This window comes from Microbulbifer sp. SH-1 (assembly GCF_011326135.1).
Classification (GTDB): Bacteria; Pseudomonadota; Gammaproteobacteria; order Pseudomonadales; family Cellvibrionaceae; genus Microbulbifer; species Microbulbifer harenosus.
The window spans coordinates 3,414,588-3,432,137 of record NZ_CP046948.1 but is presented as its reverse complement, the minus strand read 5'-3'; the positions used below and the strand labels follow the sequence as shown (position 1 = coordinate 3,432,137).

16 protein-coding genes are annotated in these 17,550 nt (G+C 57.6%); 3 read left to right on the top strand and 13 right to left on the bottom strand.

Annotation, left to right across the window (positions count from 1 at the left end; all coding sequences use genetic code 11):
- Window positions 1–74 precede the first annotated feature (74 nt).
- From GNX18_RS14045 to GNX18_RS13990, 12 genes are all read right to left on the bottom strand, one after another.
- Window positions 75–2,324, bottom strand: a complete 2,250-nt coding sequence (locus tag GNX18_RS14045) for a TonB-dependent receptor (RefSeq protein WP_166218870.1) — start codon at window positions 2,322–2,324, stop codon at window positions 75–77.
- 438 nt (window positions 2,325–2,762) lie between these two features.
- A complete protein-coding gene (locus GNX18_RS14040) occupies window positions 2,763–3,929 on the bottom strand; it encodes a lipase family protein (protein ID WP_166218869.1) in 1,167 nt (388 codons plus the stop codon).
- Between the two features lie 22 nt (window positions 3,930–3,951).
- Entirely contained in the window at window positions 3,952–4,425 is a 474-nt protein-coding gene (locus tag GNX18_RS14035) for a DUF6795 domain-containing protein (RefSeq protein ID WP_166218868.1), read from the bottom strand.
- Between the two features lie 63 nt (window positions 4,426–4,488).
- Window positions 4,489–4,977 carry a DUF6795 domain-containing protein gene (locus GNX18_RS14030; RefSeq protein ID WP_166218867.1) on the bottom strand — a complete coding sequence of 163 codons (489 nt, stop codon included), beginning with the start codon at window positions 4,975–4,977 and terminating at the stop codon, window positions 4,489–4,491.
- Window positions 4,978–5,165: 188 nt separating this feature from the next.
- A complete protein-coding gene (locus GNX18_RS14025; RefSeq protein ID WP_240914015.1) occupies window positions 5,166–6,488 on the bottom strand; it encodes a cytochrome c in 1,323 nt (440 codons plus the stop codon).
- Between the two features lie 2 nt (window positions 6,489–6,490).
- Window positions 6,491–8,098 (bottom strand): GMC family oxidoreductase, encoded by a 1,608-nt coding sequence (locus GNX18_RS14020; RefSeq protein WP_166218866.1) that lies wholly within the window; start codon window positions 8,096–8,098, stop codon window positions 6,491–6,493.
- 2 nt (window positions 8,099–8,100) lie between these two features.
- Window positions 8,101–8,550 (bottom strand): sugar dehydrogenase complex small subunit, encoded by a 450-nt coding sequence (locus GNX18_RS14015; RefSeq protein WP_166218865.1) that lies wholly within the window; start codon window positions 8,548–8,550, stop codon window positions 8,101–8,103.
- A gap of 35 nt (window positions 8,551–8,585) precedes the next feature.
- On the bottom strand, window positions 8,586–8,705 hold the full coding sequence (locus GNX18_RS19785) for a DUF2474 family protein (RefSeq protein WP_166218864.1): 120 nt from the start codon (window positions 8,703–8,705) through the stop codon (window positions 8,586–8,588).
- Complete coding sequence (cydB, locus tag GNX18_RS14005) at window positions 8,705–9,709, bottom strand: cytochrome d ubiquinol oxidase subunit II (protein ID WP_138234142.1); 1,005 nt, start codon at window positions 9,707–9,709, stop codon at window positions 8,705–8,707. Before cydB ends, GNX18_RS19785 begins: the two co-directional genes overlap by 1 nt.
- The gene (locus GNX18_RS14000; protein ID WP_166218863.1) at window positions 9,696–11,126 is read right to left on the bottom strand and encodes a cytochrome ubiquinol oxidase subunit I; all 1,431 of its coding nucleotides are present in this window, start codon (window positions 11,124–11,126) and stop codon (window positions 9,696–9,698) included. Before GNX18_RS14000 ends, cydB begins: the two co-directional genes overlap by 14 nt.
- Before the next feature lie 233 nt (window positions 11,127–11,359).
- Window positions 11,360–11,899 (bottom strand): lipocalin family protein, encoded by a 540-nt coding sequence (locus GNX18_RS13995; protein ID WP_166218862.1) that lies wholly within the window; start codon window positions 11,897–11,899, stop codon window positions 11,360–11,362.
- Between the two features lie 116 nt (window positions 11,900–12,015).
- Window positions 12,016–14,352: a TonB-dependent receptor gene (locus GNX18_RS13990; RefSeq protein WP_166218861.1), complete on the bottom strand. Its 2,337-nt coding sequence runs from the start codon at window positions 14,350–14,352 to the stop codon at window positions 12,016–12,018.
- Window positions 14,353–14,579: 227 nt separating this feature from the next.
- Between GNX18_RS13990 and GNX18_RS13985 the strand changes: the two genes are divergently transcribed.
- The 3 genes from GNX18_RS13985 to GNX18_RS13975 are packed head-to-tail and all read left to right on the top strand — an operon-like array spanning window position 14,580 to window position 16,850.
- The gene (locus tag GNX18_RS13985; protein WP_138234138.1) at window positions 14,580–14,906 is read left to right on the top strand and encodes a hypothetical protein; all 327 of its coding nucleotides are present in this window, start codon (window positions 14,580–14,582) and stop codon (window positions 14,904–14,906) included.
- Window positions 14,907–15,161 (top strand): hypothetical protein, encoded by a 255-nt coding sequence (locus tag GNX18_RS13980; protein ID WP_166218860.1) that lies wholly within the window; start codon window positions 14,907–14,909, stop codon window positions 15,159–15,161.
- 39 nt (window positions 15,162–15,200) lie between these two features.
- The gene (locus GNX18_RS13975) at window positions 15,201–16,850 is read left to right on the top strand and encodes a PepSY domain-containing protein (RefSeq protein ID WP_166218859.1); all 1,650 of its coding nucleotides are present in this window, start codon (window positions 15,201–15,203) and stop codon (window positions 16,848–16,850) included.
- 39 nt (window positions 16,851–16,889) lie between these two features.
- Here the strand turns inward: GNX18_RS13975 and GNX18_RS13970 are convergent, their stop codons facing one another.
- A complete protein-coding gene (locus tag GNX18_RS13970; RefSeq protein WP_166218858.1) occupies window positions 16,890–17,471 on the bottom strand; it encodes an isochorismatase family protein in 582 nt (193 codons plus the stop codon).
- Window positions 17,472–17,550 lie beyond the last annotated feature (79 nt).

Genomic DNA, 17,550 nt, shown 5'->3' with positions numbered 1-17,550 from the left:
GCATACGGCGGCCGGTCCAGAGAAAAAAAGGGCGGGGCAAGCCCCGCCAAATGATAGCCCTGTGAGACTGGCGATCAGAATTCGTAAGAGAGGTTCACCCCGAGTGTGCGCGGCTGGCCCACGTAGTAGAACTGTCCGCGCTCGCCGTATTTCTTCTCACTGCGACCGCCATTGAAGTAGTACTCGTTGGTGACATTGTCCGCGAACAGCGATGCGCGCCACTGTTCCACACGGTAATCCAGGGACAGGTTGGCCACAGTGTAGGCATCCAGGGTTTCGTTGTCGTAATTGTCGCCGACGCTGTTCAGCAGGGTCTGGATCTCATCCTTGTAGTAGGCGTTGCCGCGCAGAGTCAGCTCCCCCTGGGATACCGGAATGAAGTAGTCAAAACCGAGGTTGGCCTGGAGGTTGGGTACGCCGGGGAAGGCATCGCCGTCGAAGCCGTCGATCCCCGGGGCGTCGCCGTCGAGGCGGTGGTCGTAGTAGGTCACCCAGCCGTTCAGGCTCAGCCTGTCGGTGGCGGAGAACTGAGTGGACAGCTCGATGCCATCGATCACACCCTGGCTGCCATTGCCGGTGATGTTGATGCCGGCGACTTCGGATTTGGTGCCCACCTGCAGGTCTTTCCAGTCAACCCGGAAGAGGGCGCCGTTGAAGATCGCGCGCCCATCCGCCAACGTGGTGTGCCAACCCAGCTCGTAGTTCACGGCCTTGTCGGATGCATAAGTTCTTTCGCTTTCCAGCAGATTGGGACCGAAATTCAGGCCGCCGCGGCGGAAGCCTTCTGCCACCGTTGCGTACAGCATCACATCGTCGGAGAAGTTGTAGCTGCCGTTGAGTTTGAATACGGTGTCGTCGATGTCACCGCTGCCTTCCCGACAATCGCGCTCGGGGCCGGTATACATGGGGTACACGTAGCAGTCGTAGGCAACACTCTCTTCCTGCTGGAAATAGCGCGCCCCAAAAGTCAGCTGCAGCGCGTCGGAGGCATGGAAGGTGGCCTCACCGAATACCGCGCGCTCTTCGAAGTCGTCGTCACTGTAGTGCCAGTATTCCAGATCTGTGGAGCCCGCTTCCGCCAGGCCGTTGTCGTAGTCGTAATAGGCGTCCCAGCCCGGGATGTATTCGCGCGCATCCAGCAGGGTGTTGGTCTCCTCGTAATAGAAACCGGCAATCCAGTCGAGCCACTCCGGGGAGTTGCCGTCGGTGGACAGGAAGCGGGTTTCGTGCACCAGGGAGTCGGTCTGGTTGTCGTCCACGGCGTAGGTGGAGTACTGCGGGAAGTCGGTGTAGTGCGGGTAGAGGATCGCCAGGAAATCGCTTTGATCGCGGCGACCGTACCCCTCGTAGCTGGCCCGGGAGGTGGTGGAGAAGATTTCGATCAGGTCGCTGTTCCAGCCGAATTCGATATTGAACAGGTCGTCCTTGTTATCCCGCGGTTCCACATACAACAGCGCCGAAGTGAAATCGCCACCGGTGTACTCCGGGTTGACCGCCTGGCGGCCACCGGCCTTCTGGTCCTGCAGGTAGTAGGTTGCCTGGGCGAAGAACTCGTCGCTCGGTTCCCAGCGCAGGGCGGTGCGGATCGCGGTGGTTTCCTCGCTGTTCACATCTTTGACGTAGCGGGTATCGTTGGACACACCCGGCTCCACCAGCACATTTTCGTAGTCGACAAAGCCGGCGTCGTCCACACGGGTGCCGGATACGCGCAGCGCCAGAGTGTCGGAAAACGGCAGGTTCAGCACACCGCTCACCTCGCTGGAGAGGCCCTCGCTCTCGCTGTTCTGGTACAGCTCAGTGCTGACGGAGCCCTCGGTGGCTTCGGTACTGGGCTTGTTAAGGATATAGCGCAGGGTGCCGCCCATGGCGCCGCGGCCGTACAGAGTACCCTGGGGCCCGCGCAGTACTTCCACGCGCTCGACATCCACCAGCTTAAAATCGATCAGCAGCGGGGTGTCGTTGACGTAGCGGGAAATGATGTCCTTGCCGCCCTGGTTTTCCGACGCCTGCAGACCGCCCACGTTCATACCGCGCAAGGTCACAAGACCGGTACTGCGGGCGCCGGCGTCGATCATCTGCATGCCGGGAATAAACTGCGACATCTTGGTCAGGTCATCCACCCCGGCATTTTTCAGGGATTCACCGGTAATCGCGGTGATGTTGTAGGGAATTTCCTGGATACTTTCGGCGCGGCGGCTGGCGGTCACCACCACCTCTTCGATCATTGCGTCTTTTTCCGGTTGGCTCTGGGCCAGCACCGCGGCCGGTGCGCCGTTGACCAGGGCTATGGCCAGTGCGAGCAGTTGCTTGTTAGATGGCTTCATCTCTTTACCCTCGGGTGTCGTTGTTTTTGTAGGTCTGTGATTTCGCCACGGCAAAGCAACGGCGCACGGGCGCGCAACCAGTCGCGGTGCCGGGAGAGGATTCTGGAGAAAAATTCAGGCAGGAATGCGCTGCCCGCTACCAGATCTGGCAGCGGTCAACTAATTATCGAACCACTCACTGAGGTGGAAATCGCAGGAGCGCTTGCACAGCGGATCGCCGGCTGCGCTTTTGGTATGCAACATAAAACCATTGTTCTCGGATTTATGTTCCGGTTCTACCGAATAGACCGTGGCAACACAAGGTAAAAAGTAGCGGCGGGATATTTTGGTAAAGTTTTTGTCAGCAAGTTGCGGAATGTCAGCTTGCTGACAGGCTGCTTGTCCAATCTATCAGGCCGGCATTGACGACGATGCCGGCCTGATAGATCCGCGGACATTTCAGTGCAGGGTGCGCCCGGCCTGGCGTACCAGTTCTGACACAGCGTGATGAGCCTGGATAAATACCTGGCGGATGAAATGCAGGGTCATTTCCGCCCCCTCGCGCAACGCGATGCCCAGCATCTGCGCCATACGCCGGATCAGCCTGAGCACCCAGATGGAAATATCCTCGGCGAGTTGCAGGCCTTTATTCATCAACATGGCGAGACGGTCCAACAGGGTGAAGGTGGTACTGCCGGCCATCACCACCGCAATACCGGTGAGATTGACCAGCTTTTTCACAACCCACAGGATCGCGGCACTCAGCAGTCGCGCGGTATTCAATGAGAAGGAAATCACACCCTCGGCCTTCAGCCAGGCTTCGATGCTGGAGTCAAGGAAGTCCTGGGGGCGTCGGGATTTGAGTACTGGCCAGTCAACTGGAGACCTTTCATCACTGCCCGCTGAAATCAGATATCGATCCATGCTGTGGAATTCCCACGGCTTCAGGTGCAGCCCGGAAGGCAGCAGAAAATCGCCTTCTCCTCCATCGGGAACATGGAAAAAGGGCCAAGTCGGAACCATTGGTACCGGATCTGTCTGGTGGTATACCCGGTAAATATTCTTGGAACCTAAACGCCTCTCAGTTTTACCCGCGTAATATTCCAATCCCACACGAGGTGAACCAAAGGTATACAGCATTACTTGCCTGCCCGTATTGGATTTCAGCCAGTCAGCCGTCAATGTCGCCAAAGCTCCACCCAGACTGTGCCCAACGCAGTGTATGGTATGAATATGTGCCGAAAATTTTGGCAAGCAATCAACGTAGGAGTTGAATACATCCAAAAACCCCTGATGCACCATGCCCCCTGTTTTCGAATTTTTCAGTCCAGCGTTCAGATCGGTCAATCCATCCATCAGGCCTGCAGTCCCCTTGATTGCAACAATTGCCTGATTTTGGTAAGCAGTGCCGGATTTCCCTTCGGCGGCCAGTGCCATCATGTGTGCCAACTTCAAGAAAATACCACCGGTTTTTCCTCGAATTCCTATTTCAGCTAAACTCGAATCTTCACCTAATTCAAATTTGTTTTTATAGATGTTATAGAACGCTTTTCTCGGTATTGGGTGTTCAATATCATAAATGTCGGCAGCAAGCTGAGCGGCGAATAGTGGTTCCAAAGCTTCCATACTTTTATTTCCTTTTAAAATTTCACCAAATACAACTGGTCATTAGCAAAGTTCTAAATTCTCTATAAACTTTTGCTTCATTTGTAAGTTCGCACTTTAAACTCAGCTCTTTTCCACCCAACTCCGAATTACGTTCAGGCCTTCTCTTGCTATTTATCCAAATTTCATATTCTTTATCTTCGTAATAGACATTAACACCCTGGGCCACAACAAACTCCAGAGGAAGTAGTTGAGTGACGGATCTCTCTAAAACTTCTGGTAACACCACTCTTCCAAATTCATCCGTCCTGAATTCGTCAACTTTATCTTTCTTCCAAGAAACCGTTCGCTTAACTAATGCGTTTTTTACCGGCTTACCTTCATGAGTTATCTCCAACTCCATGCGCGAAAATGTACACGCTTTGCCTGCATCAAAGATCGACATACAAAATGTACCTGTAGAGAATACAAAAACAAAAACAAAAATCACATACTTTATATAGTTTAAAAATTTCATCAAAACTCCACTCGAAGAATCACCAATAAGACCTTCTCCAATTATCAAAAAGCAAAAATTTTATTAATCTATATTACTAAAATCATGCGATGGTATTTTTTTGCAGTTCGTGATCATCAAAGTATCAAACTCTTCATCTAGCTTTGATTCGCGTGTGAGCTCACACTCTAAATTTAACGGATATCCTCCCATTTCGGAATTTTTATCCGGCTGGATTTTTACGTATGACCAAACCTCAAAATTCTGATTTCGAAAATTTACGCTAATCAGTTGTGAACTTATAAACTGTGATGGAAAAAACTGCGTAATAGAACGCTCCCGAACCTGTGGTAGGACTACCACCCCATTACTGTCTGTAAAAAATTCATCCAGTCTTTCCCTTTGCCATTTGATTCGTCTTTTAACAATGGCGCCCGCCGCGGGCTTTCCCTGGTAGGTAATTTCCAAGCGCATTTCGGAAAAGGTATAAGCCTTGCCGATATCGGTAAGCAGCATGAGTAAGGCAATGGCGATAAGAATGATTGCCCAGATTGGTAGTCCAAATTCCTGCAAGTTTCCGCTCCATGGAATAAGCAATAGCGAAACTTTAGCGGACTTGTACGGGGTTAAAAACCGCTAATTTATGCGGTTGTTGGTACGAGAGTATCACTTACAAGTAATTCCGCGGGCTGTAGAAATTGTGCCAGAGTCGAATTTCGCTGTTTATTTTCGTATCTGCGAATGAATGCCGGTCTAACCGGTCAATTCTGTGCGGCGGCGTCGCCTTTGGATGGGGTGGCGAACTGGCGGCGCAGGTATTCCAGCAGCCGATTCCTTTGCCCTTCATCCAGCTCGCTGGCAAAGCCCGGCATCATTATTTCTTCGCCGCCTACGGTGCGGCTTATTCCGTGCAGAATTGCCTGGCGCAGGTTGTGATCGCTCTTGGCGCCAACGGTCGAGTTGTAAACCAGTGAGGGGTAATAGCCGTCCCGGCTGCCGGTACCGTCCACACCGTGACAACTGGCACAGAGGCCGAGGTACAGGCGCGCGCCGTCGGAGCGACTGTTGGGGCTGCGGTCCATGGCGAGGATATTACCGCGTTTGATAATCACCTGGGTGGCGGGAGAGCCCAGGCTCTGGCGCGGATATTTCTCCCCGCTGTCGATCGGGGGGATGCTGCGCAGGTAGGTGACGATGGCGGCGATGTCGCCGTCGGTCATTTTCGCAAAGCTGTTTTCGATCGCTTCCGCCATGGGACCGCCGGCCTGGGCAAGGCGGTTTACGTGCCCGGTTTTCAGGTACCGGGTGAGTTGCTCCGAGCTCCACTGGCCGATGCCACTGATCGGGTGCGGAGTGATGTTGTAGGCCTGCCAGCCGTCCAGTATCGGGCCGCCCGCGAGGAAGCCTTTGTCGGTTTCATTGTGCGCTTTTGTCTGAAAGGCGATTCCGCGTGGCGTGTGGCACTCGCCGCAATGCGCGAGGCTCTGCACCAGATACGCGCCGCGGTTCCACTCGGCACTTCGCTGCGGGTCGGGTGTGAATGGCTCACCCGGTGCGAACAGGAAATTCCAGATTGCCAGTGGCCAACGCGCGCTGAGTGCACGGCGGATCTTGTTGGCGGGTGGAGTGTCGTGCACTGGCTCCAGCCCGAACATGAAATAGGCGTAAAGTGCCTTGATGTCATCGTCGCTGATTCTGGAATAGGAGTCGTAGGGCATGGCAGGGTAGAGATTGCGGCCATCGCGGCCGATGCCGCGACGCAGCGCGTCGTCAAAATCCTCCAGGCTCCAGCCACCGATACCCTGTTGGATGTCCGGCGTGATATTGCTGCTGTACAAGGTGCCAAGCAATGGGATTTTCATCGGTCTGCCGCCGGCAAAAGGGGCCCCTCCTGCGCGTGTGTGGCAGGCCTGGCAATCGCCGGCGATGGCGAGGTAGCGGCCTTTTTCAATCAGCGCCGGCTGGTCCAGCTCCCGGTTTACCTCTTCCGCGGCCCCTTCCCAGGCCTCCTGGGCCGTCACCCGATCCACTGCCAGCAAACCGGAAAGTACAACCGCGCTGATACAGGCCATCGCGAATTTCACCCTTACCCCTCCCCGAGCAGGCAGTCCGCCAGGCGCAGGGCAAGGGCGGCGATGGTGAGGGTGACATTGACGGTGCCCACGGTGGGCATTACCGAACTGCCGGCAATAAACAGGTTGGGGTGATCGAAGGTGCGGCAGTCTTTGTCCACCACCGAGTCCGCCGCGCTCGCGCCCATAATGGTGGTGCCGGTGATGTGGTTGTTGGGGGCGAAGCTGTCGGTAAAAATCACCTCGCTGCCGCCCATCAGTTTGGCAATCTCCGCATAGGTGGCGCGGGTGTGGGCCGCACTTTGCACAACGTAGTTGTCGATGCTGTAGGTGATCTCCGGCCGCGGAATACCGCTGGCATCGGTTTCCGATGTGCTCGGGCGGATGCGGTTCTCCGGGCGCGGCAGAATCTCGTGGAAGCTGTTGAACTCCACATAGCGCGCGGCACGATCGCGGATGCGCGCGGTGAGCTCGGGAATGTCGATGGGTTGGCGCTGCCCAAGCACGGCGCGCGCCGCTTTTTCCACCGCGGAGATATTCGACAGATGCAGTTTCTTGCCCGCGTACTGCGCGCGAAAGGCTCCATCGCGGAAGCCGGTAACCGAGGTCATCTCCTGCGGACCGCGCCCCGGCCACAGGCGCTCGTCGGCGTAGAAGCGCACACCGGTGCCGGGGTGATCCATCAGGTTGCGGCCCACCATATCCGAACTGTTGCCGACCCCGGTGGGATTGTGGCGGCCAAAGGACATCAGCATCAGTTTCGGGGTTTCGATGCCGTTCGCGGCGAGGATGAAGTTTTTGCCGGACACCCGGTGATTATCTCCCGCCGGATCCTTGTACTCGGCGGCGACGATCCGATCACCCTCGCTCACCAGACGGTTCACCACCGCGCTGTGAATCAGCTCGGCACCATTCGCCTCGGCCTTTTCCACATGCACTATGCCGTTGTACATGGCACCGATGGGACAGATGGGCATGCAGTTGTTGTTGCCGCAGCAGGTGGGGCGGCCGTCGTAGAGCCGGCTGTTGCGCGCCACAGGCTCGGTCACCACCCGCCACGCCGGGTTGTGCTCGTTCATGCGCAGCTTCACGCGCGCCTCGTTGTAGGAGAGGGGCAGGGGCTCCATGGGATAGGGCCCGCTACGGGGTGAGCCCAGATCCTCATCCTGTGGGCCCCATACGCCCAACTCCTGTTCCGCACGCAGATACCAGGGTTCCAGATCGCTGTATTCGATGGGCCAGTCGCGCCCCACGCCATAGAGGGTTTTCAGCTTGAAATCACTGGGCAGGAAGCGCCAGCAGGAGGCGGCCCAGTGCCAGGTGGTTCCACCGACAGCGCGAATGTATTGGGAGTTAAATGGATGGCTGCCCTTGGATATCAGGTAATCGTTGGCGAACTCGCCGTACTCCGGGTGCGGCGCCCAGGGCGCGGAGCGGTAGGCCGCCATAAAGTCGGTCTTGTCTACCTGGTTGCGGAAACGCTCCACCGTCTGCCAGCGCGGCACCCGCGGGCCGGCCTCCACGATCAGTACGGACTTGCCCGCCCTCGCCAGCTCATTGGCCACCAGCGCCCCGGCAACGCCGGAGCCGATCACCACATACTCCGCTTCCCTGCCCGCCAAATCTAAACCCCTCCGGAATACGCAACCGGCGCGCTCGCCCAACCGCCGGGTTTACCCGTGCAGTAGGAGGGTACGGGAAAGATGTCAGCGGTGAGCCGGTACATCAGCGCGCGTTCAAACGTCACCAGGGTTTTATCCACGGTGCCGAGAAACCAGGCGGCGACAATCAGCTGCGCCACCGGTGAGTAGCGGTCGTCCGCGCCGGGGTCATCCGGCAGCAGGTCCAGCTGTTGTGGAAAACTCGGATACTCGCTGTTCAGTGCGGCCAGCAGTCGCGCCGCCACACGGTGATCCAAGCGCGTGTTGACCGGCAGCGGCCTCAAGAGGGCTTGAGAGACGGTGTAAAACTTGCTGAGCCGGCTTGCGGCGTCCTGCAGTTCAGGCGGTTTTGCCTGCAACAGTGCGGTGGGCAGCATCGCCAATCCACCACCGAGCAGAATTTGATTGCGCACAAAACGGCGCCGGCCAAGACAGCAATGCAATTCTCTCAACCTCCCGCCAGCCACCACCTCAATAGAAGTGAAAGCAGACCAAGCGTTGCAACGCTCATCATCCAGATCAACGCCATCCAGCCGAGGCGCTTCCATATGCTGCTATCAGCCCGCATCAGTGATACCCCTCGGTGCCCACCTTGCCGCGAAACACCCAGTACGCCCAGGCGGTATAACCGAGAATCAGCGGAATAATAAACAGTGCGCCGACGAGCAAAAACAGCTGACTGTTGTGCGGTGCTGCGGCTTCCCAGAGCGTGATCGACCGCGGCACCATGTACGGAAATATACTGATGCAGAGCCCCACAAAACCGAGGAAAAACATCGCCAGCGCCATCAAAAATGGCAGCACTTCCCGACCTTTTCTCAGGCTCCAGAAAAAAATGCCGGTGCAAATTGCAACAAGAAGCGGTACCTGCGCCGTAAGCAATACCTGCGGCATGGTGAACCAGCGCGTCCAGTAGTCATAGCTCAGGAATGGCGTCGCCGCACTCACCGCCGCCAACACGACGACGGTGGCGATGCCGAGCCGGAATGCCAGTCGGCGGGCGTGCGCCTGGCAACTGCCCTGCGTTTTTATGATCAACCAGGTGGCTCCCAACAGAGCATAGCCGACCGCCACACCAATTCCGGTGAGGCAACTGAAGGGGCTCAACCAGTCGATCCATCCCCCGGCGTAGGCATTGTTCTCTACATCGATCCCCTGCAGTATCGCGCCGATTGTCATCCCCTGTGCGATGGCGGCCACCAGCGAACCCACCGTAATCGTAATGTCCCACAGCGGTTGGTGAGCGGGGTCGCGCCAGCGAAATTCGAACGCGGCGCCGCGGAATACCAACCCCAGCAGCATCGCAATCATCAGCGGGTAGGTTGCCGGCAGGATGATCGCATAGGCCAGCGGGAACACGGCCAGCAGTCCACCACCACCCATCACCAGCCAGGTCTCGTTGCCGTCCCACACGGGGGCGACGGAATTGATCGCCTGGTCTCGCTCTTCGCCCTTGCTCAGGTATGGAAACAGAATACCGACGCCGAGATCAAAACCGTCCAGCACCACATAGGCAAACACCGCAAAGCAAATGATGGCCGCCCAGACCAACGCTAAATCAATGCTTCCCATCGGCAGCTCCCCCTTTGGCCCAGGCGGCCTCCATACTCGCCGCCGGTGTGATGCCGGCCGCGCGTACCGGCACGTGGGACGGCTCCGTTTCGCCGCGATGGGGTGGCTGGCCCATCAGGCGCAGCAGGTAATAAATACCCGCGCCAAACACTGCAGAGTAGACCAGAATGAACGCGATCAACGATGTGGCCACTGCAGGTGCATCCAGCGGTGACGCCGATTCCGCAGTTCTCAGCAAACCGTACACAGTGAATGGCTGACGCCCCACCTCGGTGGTGATCCAACCCGCAATCACCGCGACAAATCCCGCCGGCCCCATCAACACCGCTGTGCGGTGCAGTGCCCGGGATTCGAACAGCCGTTTACGCCGCCGCGCGATCAGGCTCCACAGCCCCAGTGCCAGCATCGCCAAGCCGATTGCCACCATGACACGGAACGACCAGAACACCACCGCCACCGGCGGCCAGTCCTCCCGCGGATAGTCCGTGAGGCCCGGCAGCGGCGCGTTCGGATCGTGTTTCAGCACCAGAGACCCCAGTTTGGGGATGGCCACCTTGTAGTGGACCTGAGCGGTCTCTTGGTCTGGCAGTCCAAACAGGATCAACGGCGCACCGTCGGGGCTGGGATCAAAATCCCCCTCCATCGCCAGTACCTTTACCGGCTGGTGTTCAAGGGTATTCAATCCGTGCAGATCGCCGGCGACGATCTGGATCGGTGTCACCACCACCGCCATCCACATCGCCATGGAAAACATTTTTCGCGCACCGGGGTTGTTGCGGTCTTTCAACAGATGCCAGGCGCCGACGCCTCCAACGGCAAACGCGGTGGTGAGGTAGGCGGCGATGACCGTGTGCACCAGGCGGTAGGGAAAACTGGGGTTGAAGATGACATCCCACCAGGAGCCGCCGACAACAAACTGACCCTGCTCATTGATTTCAAACCCCGCCGGAGTCTGCATCCACGAATTGACGGATAGTATCCAGAAGGCAGAAATAAAGGTGCCCAACGCCACCATGCAGGTGGCAAAAAAGTGCAACCGCTTGCCCACTTTGCTGATGCCGAACAACATGACACCGAGGAAACCCGCCTCGAGAAAAAACGCAGTGATCACCTCGTAACCCATTAATGGCCCGACAATCGCCCCCGCCTTGGTGGAAAAGACCGACCAGTTGGTACCAAACTGATACGACAATACCACCCCGGACACCACCCCCATGCCGAACCCGACCGCAAAGATCTTCATCCAGTAGCGGTAAAGGTTCGCGTAAACGCCACGACCGGTTTTTAACCAAAGTCCCTCTAGCACCATCAGATAGCTCGCAAGCCCGATGGAAAAGGCGGGAAATATAAAATGGAACGACACGGTGAATGCAAACTGCACCCGCGCCAAAAACACGGCGTCTAATTGCTCTAACAAGGTTTCCTTACCTCAACGGCTGGCTTTTCGTTTGTCCTAGTAAACAGTAGTCGCCACAAAGAGCCTGTCGAGCGGTTTGTCCGGCAAACAAAAAAGTCGGGGCAAAAAAAGTTGGGGTGGACCAGCGTTTTGACGCTGCATCTAACGGTCAACCTTTTTCCACAACCGGTTTTTCCCTATGTGCGGAAAACAGCGATGGATAGTTTGAAATACTTGCGTCCACCGCGCAGATTTCAGTCAGTGGTGGACAGCGGCGACTGGTCCACAAATATCAGGGCACCGGTGTCAAATCCGAGTTCGCCTGCGCGCTGGATAAAGCGTTTTTTTACCGGGTCATCCACCGTCGGCGTACGCGACAACAACCACAGGTAGGACCTGTCCGGTCCGGAGATCATCGCGTGGCGATAGTCGTCATCCAGTTCAAAAATGACGTAGGAGCCGTAGAAGGGGCCAAAGAAGGATACCTTTAGGTGACCGACATTCGGCTCGCCGACAAAAAAGGCCTTACCGACCGATTCTTTCCAGCGCGCGTGCTCCGCATCAAAACCCCGGTTCACCACCTTCACCCCGCCGTCGTCCCGCAGGCTGTACTCCGCGGTTACCCGGCTGAGCCCGCGCTCGAACGAGTGGTCCAGGCGCGCAATCTCATACCAGCGGCCGAGATAGCGATCCAGGGTGAAATCGTCTACGGGTTCCACGCCCTCCGGGACGCCGGTACAGCCTGCAACCAGAGTGCTCAGCAGCACGACCAGGCCGGCGGCAAAATTTCTCATAACAATCCCCAAATCCCCCAAATCCTTTGTTACGCCACACTTCAAACAACAGATTAGGTGAATACAAAAAAGCCCGGCGGGATTTCTCCCCCGGGCTTTGTTTTTCCGCCATGGATTTAGAAGCGCGCCTCCAGTCTCAGGGTCGCCAGTCGCGGCGCGCCGAGCGTGGTGGAGTAGCCGCCGTCGTCCGGTTGCACGATGTATTCCTCATCCAACAGATTGGAGACGGTGAGATAGGCGCCGAGATTGTCCCACTCGTAGCCGGTGCGCAGGTTGACCAGCCAGCGGGCATCGCTTTTTGGATCAAAGCGTGGATCGCTCTCATTCAGGCCGTTGGCGTGGGGGTTTACCACGGCCAATGCATCGCCCCGGTAGTTGGCGTTGGCGTTGAAGATGAAACCCTGCTCGCCGCGGTAGGTTACACCCAGATTGGCGGTTTCGCCCGGGGCGCCAGCGAAGGCGCGGCCGGAGAGATCCAACTCCTGGTCGTTAATGGGAAACTCCTTGAACTCGGTATCGGAATAGCCGATGCCCGTATAACCGCTCCAGCTGGCGTTGATCTGGTAGGCCAGTTCGAGTTCGGCACCGCGAACCACGGAACGGCCCACATTGCGGGTTTCGGTGTCGTAGGTGTTTTCCGACAGCTGCACGGTGATCTGCTGATCTTTCCAGTCGACATAGAAAAGGTTGGCGTTGGCGGACAGGCGGCCGTCGAGCCATAGGGAGCGGAATGCCAGTTCGTAGTTCCAGGTGTACTCGGGATCGTAGGAATAGGTGGTGGCGCGGCCTATATTGCTGGCCACACCACCGGAGCGGTAGCCCTTCTGCGCGGTGAAGCTGGTGGACATGTCCTCGCTCCAGTGCCAGGTGGCGCCGGCTTTTGGCAGTACCGCGCTGAAGTCGTCTTCCTTTTGCGGCTCGGTGCCGCTGGCGGCGTCCGCCATGGCCAACATCTGTGCGTTGAGGCCGGCCACCAGTGCGGCCGTCATCGGGTCGAACGAGGGATTGGCCGGGTCCGGCAACTGATCGGCGTTGGCGATAACAAACTGGTTGTCGGCGGCATTGGCCTGGGTCTCGCGGTCATAGCGCAAGCCTGCGAACAGGTCCAGGCGGTCGCTGACGGAGAAGGTCGCATCCGCAAACAGCGCCCGGGATTCAACCGCCTGGGTACTGTAGCCGATGGTGTTCAGCGCGGCCGGGTCAAAGTCCGCATAGAGGCCGAGCACCGCCTGGGCCAGCGCCGGAGACAGGCCGAGTCCTCCGAGTTCCGGCGGTGCCATCAGCAGTTGCGGCACGCCCAGCTCGGCCATGCTGAGGCTGCGCAGTCCGCTGTAGGCGTCCTCTACGTCCAGGTCGGAATAATATGCGCCAAGTACGCCTGTCACCCGCTCGTAGGCAAAGTTGAGCAAAAATTCCTGGCTCAGCGTCTGGTCGATGCGCTCGTCTTCCTGGGTCTGGCCGGGCGTGGCGCTGGCGTCGCCGTCCCACTCATAGCCGTAGGTAACGTCGCTGTAGGCGGTGGTGGAGGTGAGATCCCAGCTGTCGTTCAGCTTGTAACTGAGCTTCAGGATGGCCATGTCGGTTTCGGAAAACTCATGAGTGGGATCATTGAACGTGGTCCGCTGGTTTTCGAACGGGTTTTCCACGGGATCGATCCACTTTACCCCGATGTCGGTTTCGCTGTTGGTCAGCGTCAGCAGCGCGCGGAAGTCGGGCAGGGCCTTGGGCTCGTAAAGCAACTTCATGCGCAGGGTCTGATCCTGCTCAAAGTTGCTGTTTTCACCGCGGGTGACGTTGGGGATGTAGCCGTCGAAGTCGCGGTCCTCGGCGGCAATACGGATGGCCAGTTGATCTTCGATGAGCGCGCCACCGAAGGCCACCGCTTTTTCTTCGCGGCCTTCTTCGCCCGCGCCGAGGCGCCCCTTAAAGGTCCAGTCATAGCCTGGGTCGACGGTGTTCATCACGATCGCACCGGCCAGTGCATTGCGCCCCTGCAGGGTGGATTGCGGGCCGCGCAGCACTTCTACCTGCTGTACATCCCATGTGGAGAAGGCACCTTCCTGTATCGCGCGGTAGGGCAGCACGGCGCCGTCCGAGTAAACGCTGGTGAGAAAGCTGTTGCCGCCGCCAGACACGTTAAACGCGTCGATACCGCGAATGGTAAAGCCCACGCCCGGGTTGCCGGTGACGTTGGGAGTACGCTCCATTACATCGTAGAAACCATTGATGTTCTGCTCCTGGATATCCCGCTCGGTCACCACCTTCACACTGGTGACGGTGTCCTGCAGTGAGCGCTCGGTTTTCTGGCCAACAACCATTACCTGCTCAAGACCGGTGTTTTTTTCATCGTCCGTCTGCTGAGCGAGGGCGGATACGGAAAAGGCGAGACCAGACGATAACCCCAGGGCGATGGCGCGAGAGAGTGGGCGCCGCCGGAACTGAATGGCAGACATAGATTGCTCCATTTTTTATGTCAGATAACCAGAGAGAAGTAACAACACGGCGTTCGTTTTAATGAGTCGACGGTCCAGGTCGCTGCGAGCATTTGAGTGCCCGCGGTCTGGCCATTTCCGGATGTTCGAAGTTTTTCTGCCGGATTGTTGGGACGAAACCGGCACAATGGTATCATTCGCGAAATTTAATGAGAACCATTATCAAAATTAATAACAGTCAGTAGATTATGGAAATACAGCTGATAAAACTGTGTGCGGGGGCACTGGCATTCACCGGGTGCCTGCTGGCTTATCTGGCCTCTCCGCGTCAGCGCCTGTTGCGCGGGCATCTGGAACGCAAATCCGCCTGGGGTCTGTTTGCCGGCCTCCAGCTGTTGGCCTGTGTGTTGCTGGCCAATGTGTACCCGGCAGTCTCCGCGGTGCTGGTGGTGCTCTCACTGGTGATGTTCGCGTGGATCGGCCTGGTGCTGGCGTCTTCACATCTGGCCGGGCGGCCGGTACTGGTGGGCTCTGTGGGCCTGGTTCTCTCCTCCCTGATCATGGTGACCGGATAAATGTGGCCCAAATCCATTGCGGGGTTCTTCCTCGGACTGCTGGTGTCCACCAGCCTGGTACTCAATCTGAAGCTGCTGCCCCTGGCCATCGACACCCGCCTGCTCAGCGGGCTGCTGCTGGCGTTCCTGCTCTGGGCAGCGGTAATGACCTACTGCTATCGCGCCAGTTCGATCAAGCGCGCCAGCCTCCACTGCGCGGGCCTGCTGGCGGTATCGGTGGCGCTGAATGCAGTGGTTCTGTTCGCCGGACACTGATGTGCCGGTGGCGATAATAAATACGGGATTTGCAAACCAATGAGTGACAAGAACGCCGGTATCAAGAACCTGATCGATGCCCACAGCTGGCTGGGCGTGATCATTTCCGTGGCCCTGTTTATCGTCTTCTGGGCCGGCTCCATCGTACTGTTTCACCATGAGCTGCAGGCCTGGGCGCAGGCCCCGCACTTTGCCATCGACCGCGAAGCGCCGGACCTGCCGGTGGAACAAATCGTCGCGCGGAAGCTCCGGGAGCACCAGCTCAACAACCAAGAGCACCTCACGGTGCTGCTCGCCGACGATCACCATCCCTACCACCAGATTTACATCGACCTGAAAACCGAGGAAGGTTACGAGGGGCCGGAGCAGGTGGCGAAGCTGTTGGTACACCCGAAAACCGGCGAAACCCTTGCCGAACTCGACGACTTCTATCTCGCGGACTTCCTGCTGCACCTGCACTACGACCTGCGCCTGCCGGGCGGCATCTATCTGGTGGGAGTGGTCACGCTGATATTTCTGGTGCTGATTTTTACCGGTATCTATATCCACGCCCGCAAACTGATCGGTAACTTTTTCCTCTACCGCAACCAAAGCAGGCGCAACAAGTTACTCGACATGCACAACGTGGTGGGCGTAATGAGCCTGCCGTTCGGGTTGATGTACGCACTCACCGGTGTCATCTTCAATATCTCCATCGTATTCCAGATCGCTTTTGCGCTGTTCCTGTATCAGGGCGACCAGAACGCCATGCTGAAAGATGCCGGTTACACCATCGTCACCGAAAAACCCAGCGGCAAACCGCTGGATATGCAGCCCGCATTTGACTACGCGCGCAGTGTCGAACAGCAGACCGGCGCACCCATCGCGATGCTGCGCTTCTACAATTACGGCGATGAGAATGCAGTGATGCAAACCTATGCCGTGGACGACTCGCGCTTTGCACAGACGGTGGAACACTTCTATCAGGTGCGCGATGGCAGCCTTGTGGGCCAGGCAGACGCGGAGCATCGCAACGCGGTGCGCACCGGTCTCAATGCCATGGCAAGCCTGCACTTTGGCAGCTTCGCCGGCGTCGATCTGCGCATCCTGTACCTGCTCCTCGGCCTCGCCGTAGCCGGCATGATTGTAGTGGGTAACCTGATGTGGCTGGACAAGCGCGCACTGCAAAGAAACGTCAGCCCGAGAGCCATTGGCTTCGTCGCCAGCCTCACCCTCGGCGGTTGCGCCGGTGTGGTACTCGCCACCGCCGGCGGTTTCCTGGCCGAGCGCGTGATGCCGCTGGCGCTCGCCGCCCGCGGCGACTGGCTCGCCTATATTTTTGCCGCCTTGCTGGCAGCCACCACCGCAGGCGCCTTCGGTGTTTCCGACAAGCGTCAGTTCCTGCGCATTACCCTGTGGGCGACCGCCGCGCTGTTCGCCACTACCGTGATCGCGGACTGGGTTCTGTTCGGTGCGCGTATGGGCGAGTTGTGGGAAGACGGCGTGCATCAGGTGATCGGTGTACAGACCGGATTGCTGGTGGGAGCGGCCGCCTGTGTGTGGATAGCAAAACTTCTGGGGAAAACCGCAGGGCCTTGTAGCGGATGCAGAAGGCGCGGAGTTTTCGCTGGCGAACAGCTAAACCCGCCAAAACAACACAAAAGGGGCGTCACAAAATGGCGCCCTTTGTTAACTGTAAAAATTGCCTGACGGGATCGATTCCCGGTGGTAAAGGTCTTTCTCTTCGTATCAACCACAGAAGTCGGATACGCTGACAACCTCTGCATATTCACCGGCGAGATTGCTCAGAAAAATCCAGTAAACATCCTCTGCAGACGCTTCTTTACCATCGAGCCGACGCAGTGGAAATGCCGCGGTGGCTTCCCGGGGCAGCAATACACGAAACCCCTTGCCCGCCGCCACGCGTACCGTGGCATCCACCGAGTGGTTGACCAGCACACCACAGATCACCAGTTCGGTAACCCGCTGTGACACCAGCCACTGCTCCAGGTCGGTATCAATGAACGCGCAGTTTTCTGATTTGGCGAATACCTCTTCCGAATCCGCGGGCATGGTTTCAGATTTGAATTTGAAGTGCGGAGATTCCGGATGATAGGGGGAATCGGGAAATTTTGATGCGTGGCGCACATGCGCGATGGGCAATCCAGTCTTTCGCCAATATTCCAGCAGCAAAGCTATCGCCTTTTTTGCATCGGGATTATTGCGATATTCATTGTCGAAATGATCGATGGCCTGTTGCACATCAATGACGATCAGCGCGGGGTTTTCGCTCTGGAACACCGAAATTCTTGTAGAGTCCAAAAAATCCATTGTCCAATTCCACTCTGCGAACTTGAACTGGATAGAGTCCGATAAAACCGGCGGGGTTACCACCGGTTTTGATCATCAA

Excerpts from the sequence above, each read along its gene's own strand:
- GNX18_RS14045 (WP_166218870.1), bottom strand. The coding sequence starts at position 2,324 with ATGAAGCCATCTAACAAGCAACTGCTCGCACTGGCCATAGCCCTGGTC.
- GNX18_RS14040 (WP_166218869.1), bottom strand. The coding sequence starts at position 3,929 with ATGGAAGCTTTGGAACCACTATTCGCCGCTCAGCTTGCTGCCGACATT.
- GNX18_RS14035 (WP_166218868.1), bottom strand. The coding sequence starts at position 4,425 with ATGAAATTTTTAAACTATATAAAGTATGTGATTTTTGTTTTTGTTTTT.
- GNX18_RS19785 (WP_166218864.1), bottom strand. The coding sequence starts at position 8,705 with ATGCGGGCTGATAGCAGCATATGGAAGCGCCTCGGCTGGATGGCGTTG.
- cydB (WP_138234142.1), bottom strand. The coding sequence starts at position 9,709 with ATGGGAAGCATTGATTTAGCGTTGGTCTGGGCGGCCATCATTTGCTTT.
- GNX18_RS13995 (WP_166218862.1), bottom strand. The coding sequence starts at position 11,899 with ATGAGAAATTTTGCCGCCGGCCTGGTCGTGCTGCTGAGCACTCTGGTT.
- GNX18_RS13990 (WP_166218861.1), bottom strand. The coding sequence starts at position 14,352 with ATGTCTGCCATTCAGTTCCGGCGGCGCCCACTCTCTCGCGCCATCGCC.
- GNX18_RS13985 (WP_138234138.1), top strand. The coding sequence starts at position 14,580 with ATGGAAATACAGCTGATAAAACTGTGTGCGGGGGCACTGGCATTCACC.
- GNX18_RS13980 (WP_166218860.1), top strand. The coding sequence starts at position 14,907 with ATGTGGCCCAAATCCATTGCGGGGTTCTTCCTCGGACTGCTGGTGTCC.
- GNX18_RS13975 (WP_166218859.1), top strand. The coding sequence starts at position 15,201 with ATGAGTGACAAGAACGCCGGTATCAAGAACCTGATCGATGCCCACAGC.
- GNX18_RS13970 (WP_166218858.1), bottom strand. The coding sequence starts at position 17,471 with ATGGATTTTTTGGACTCTACAAGAATTTCGGTGTTCCAGAGCGAAAAC.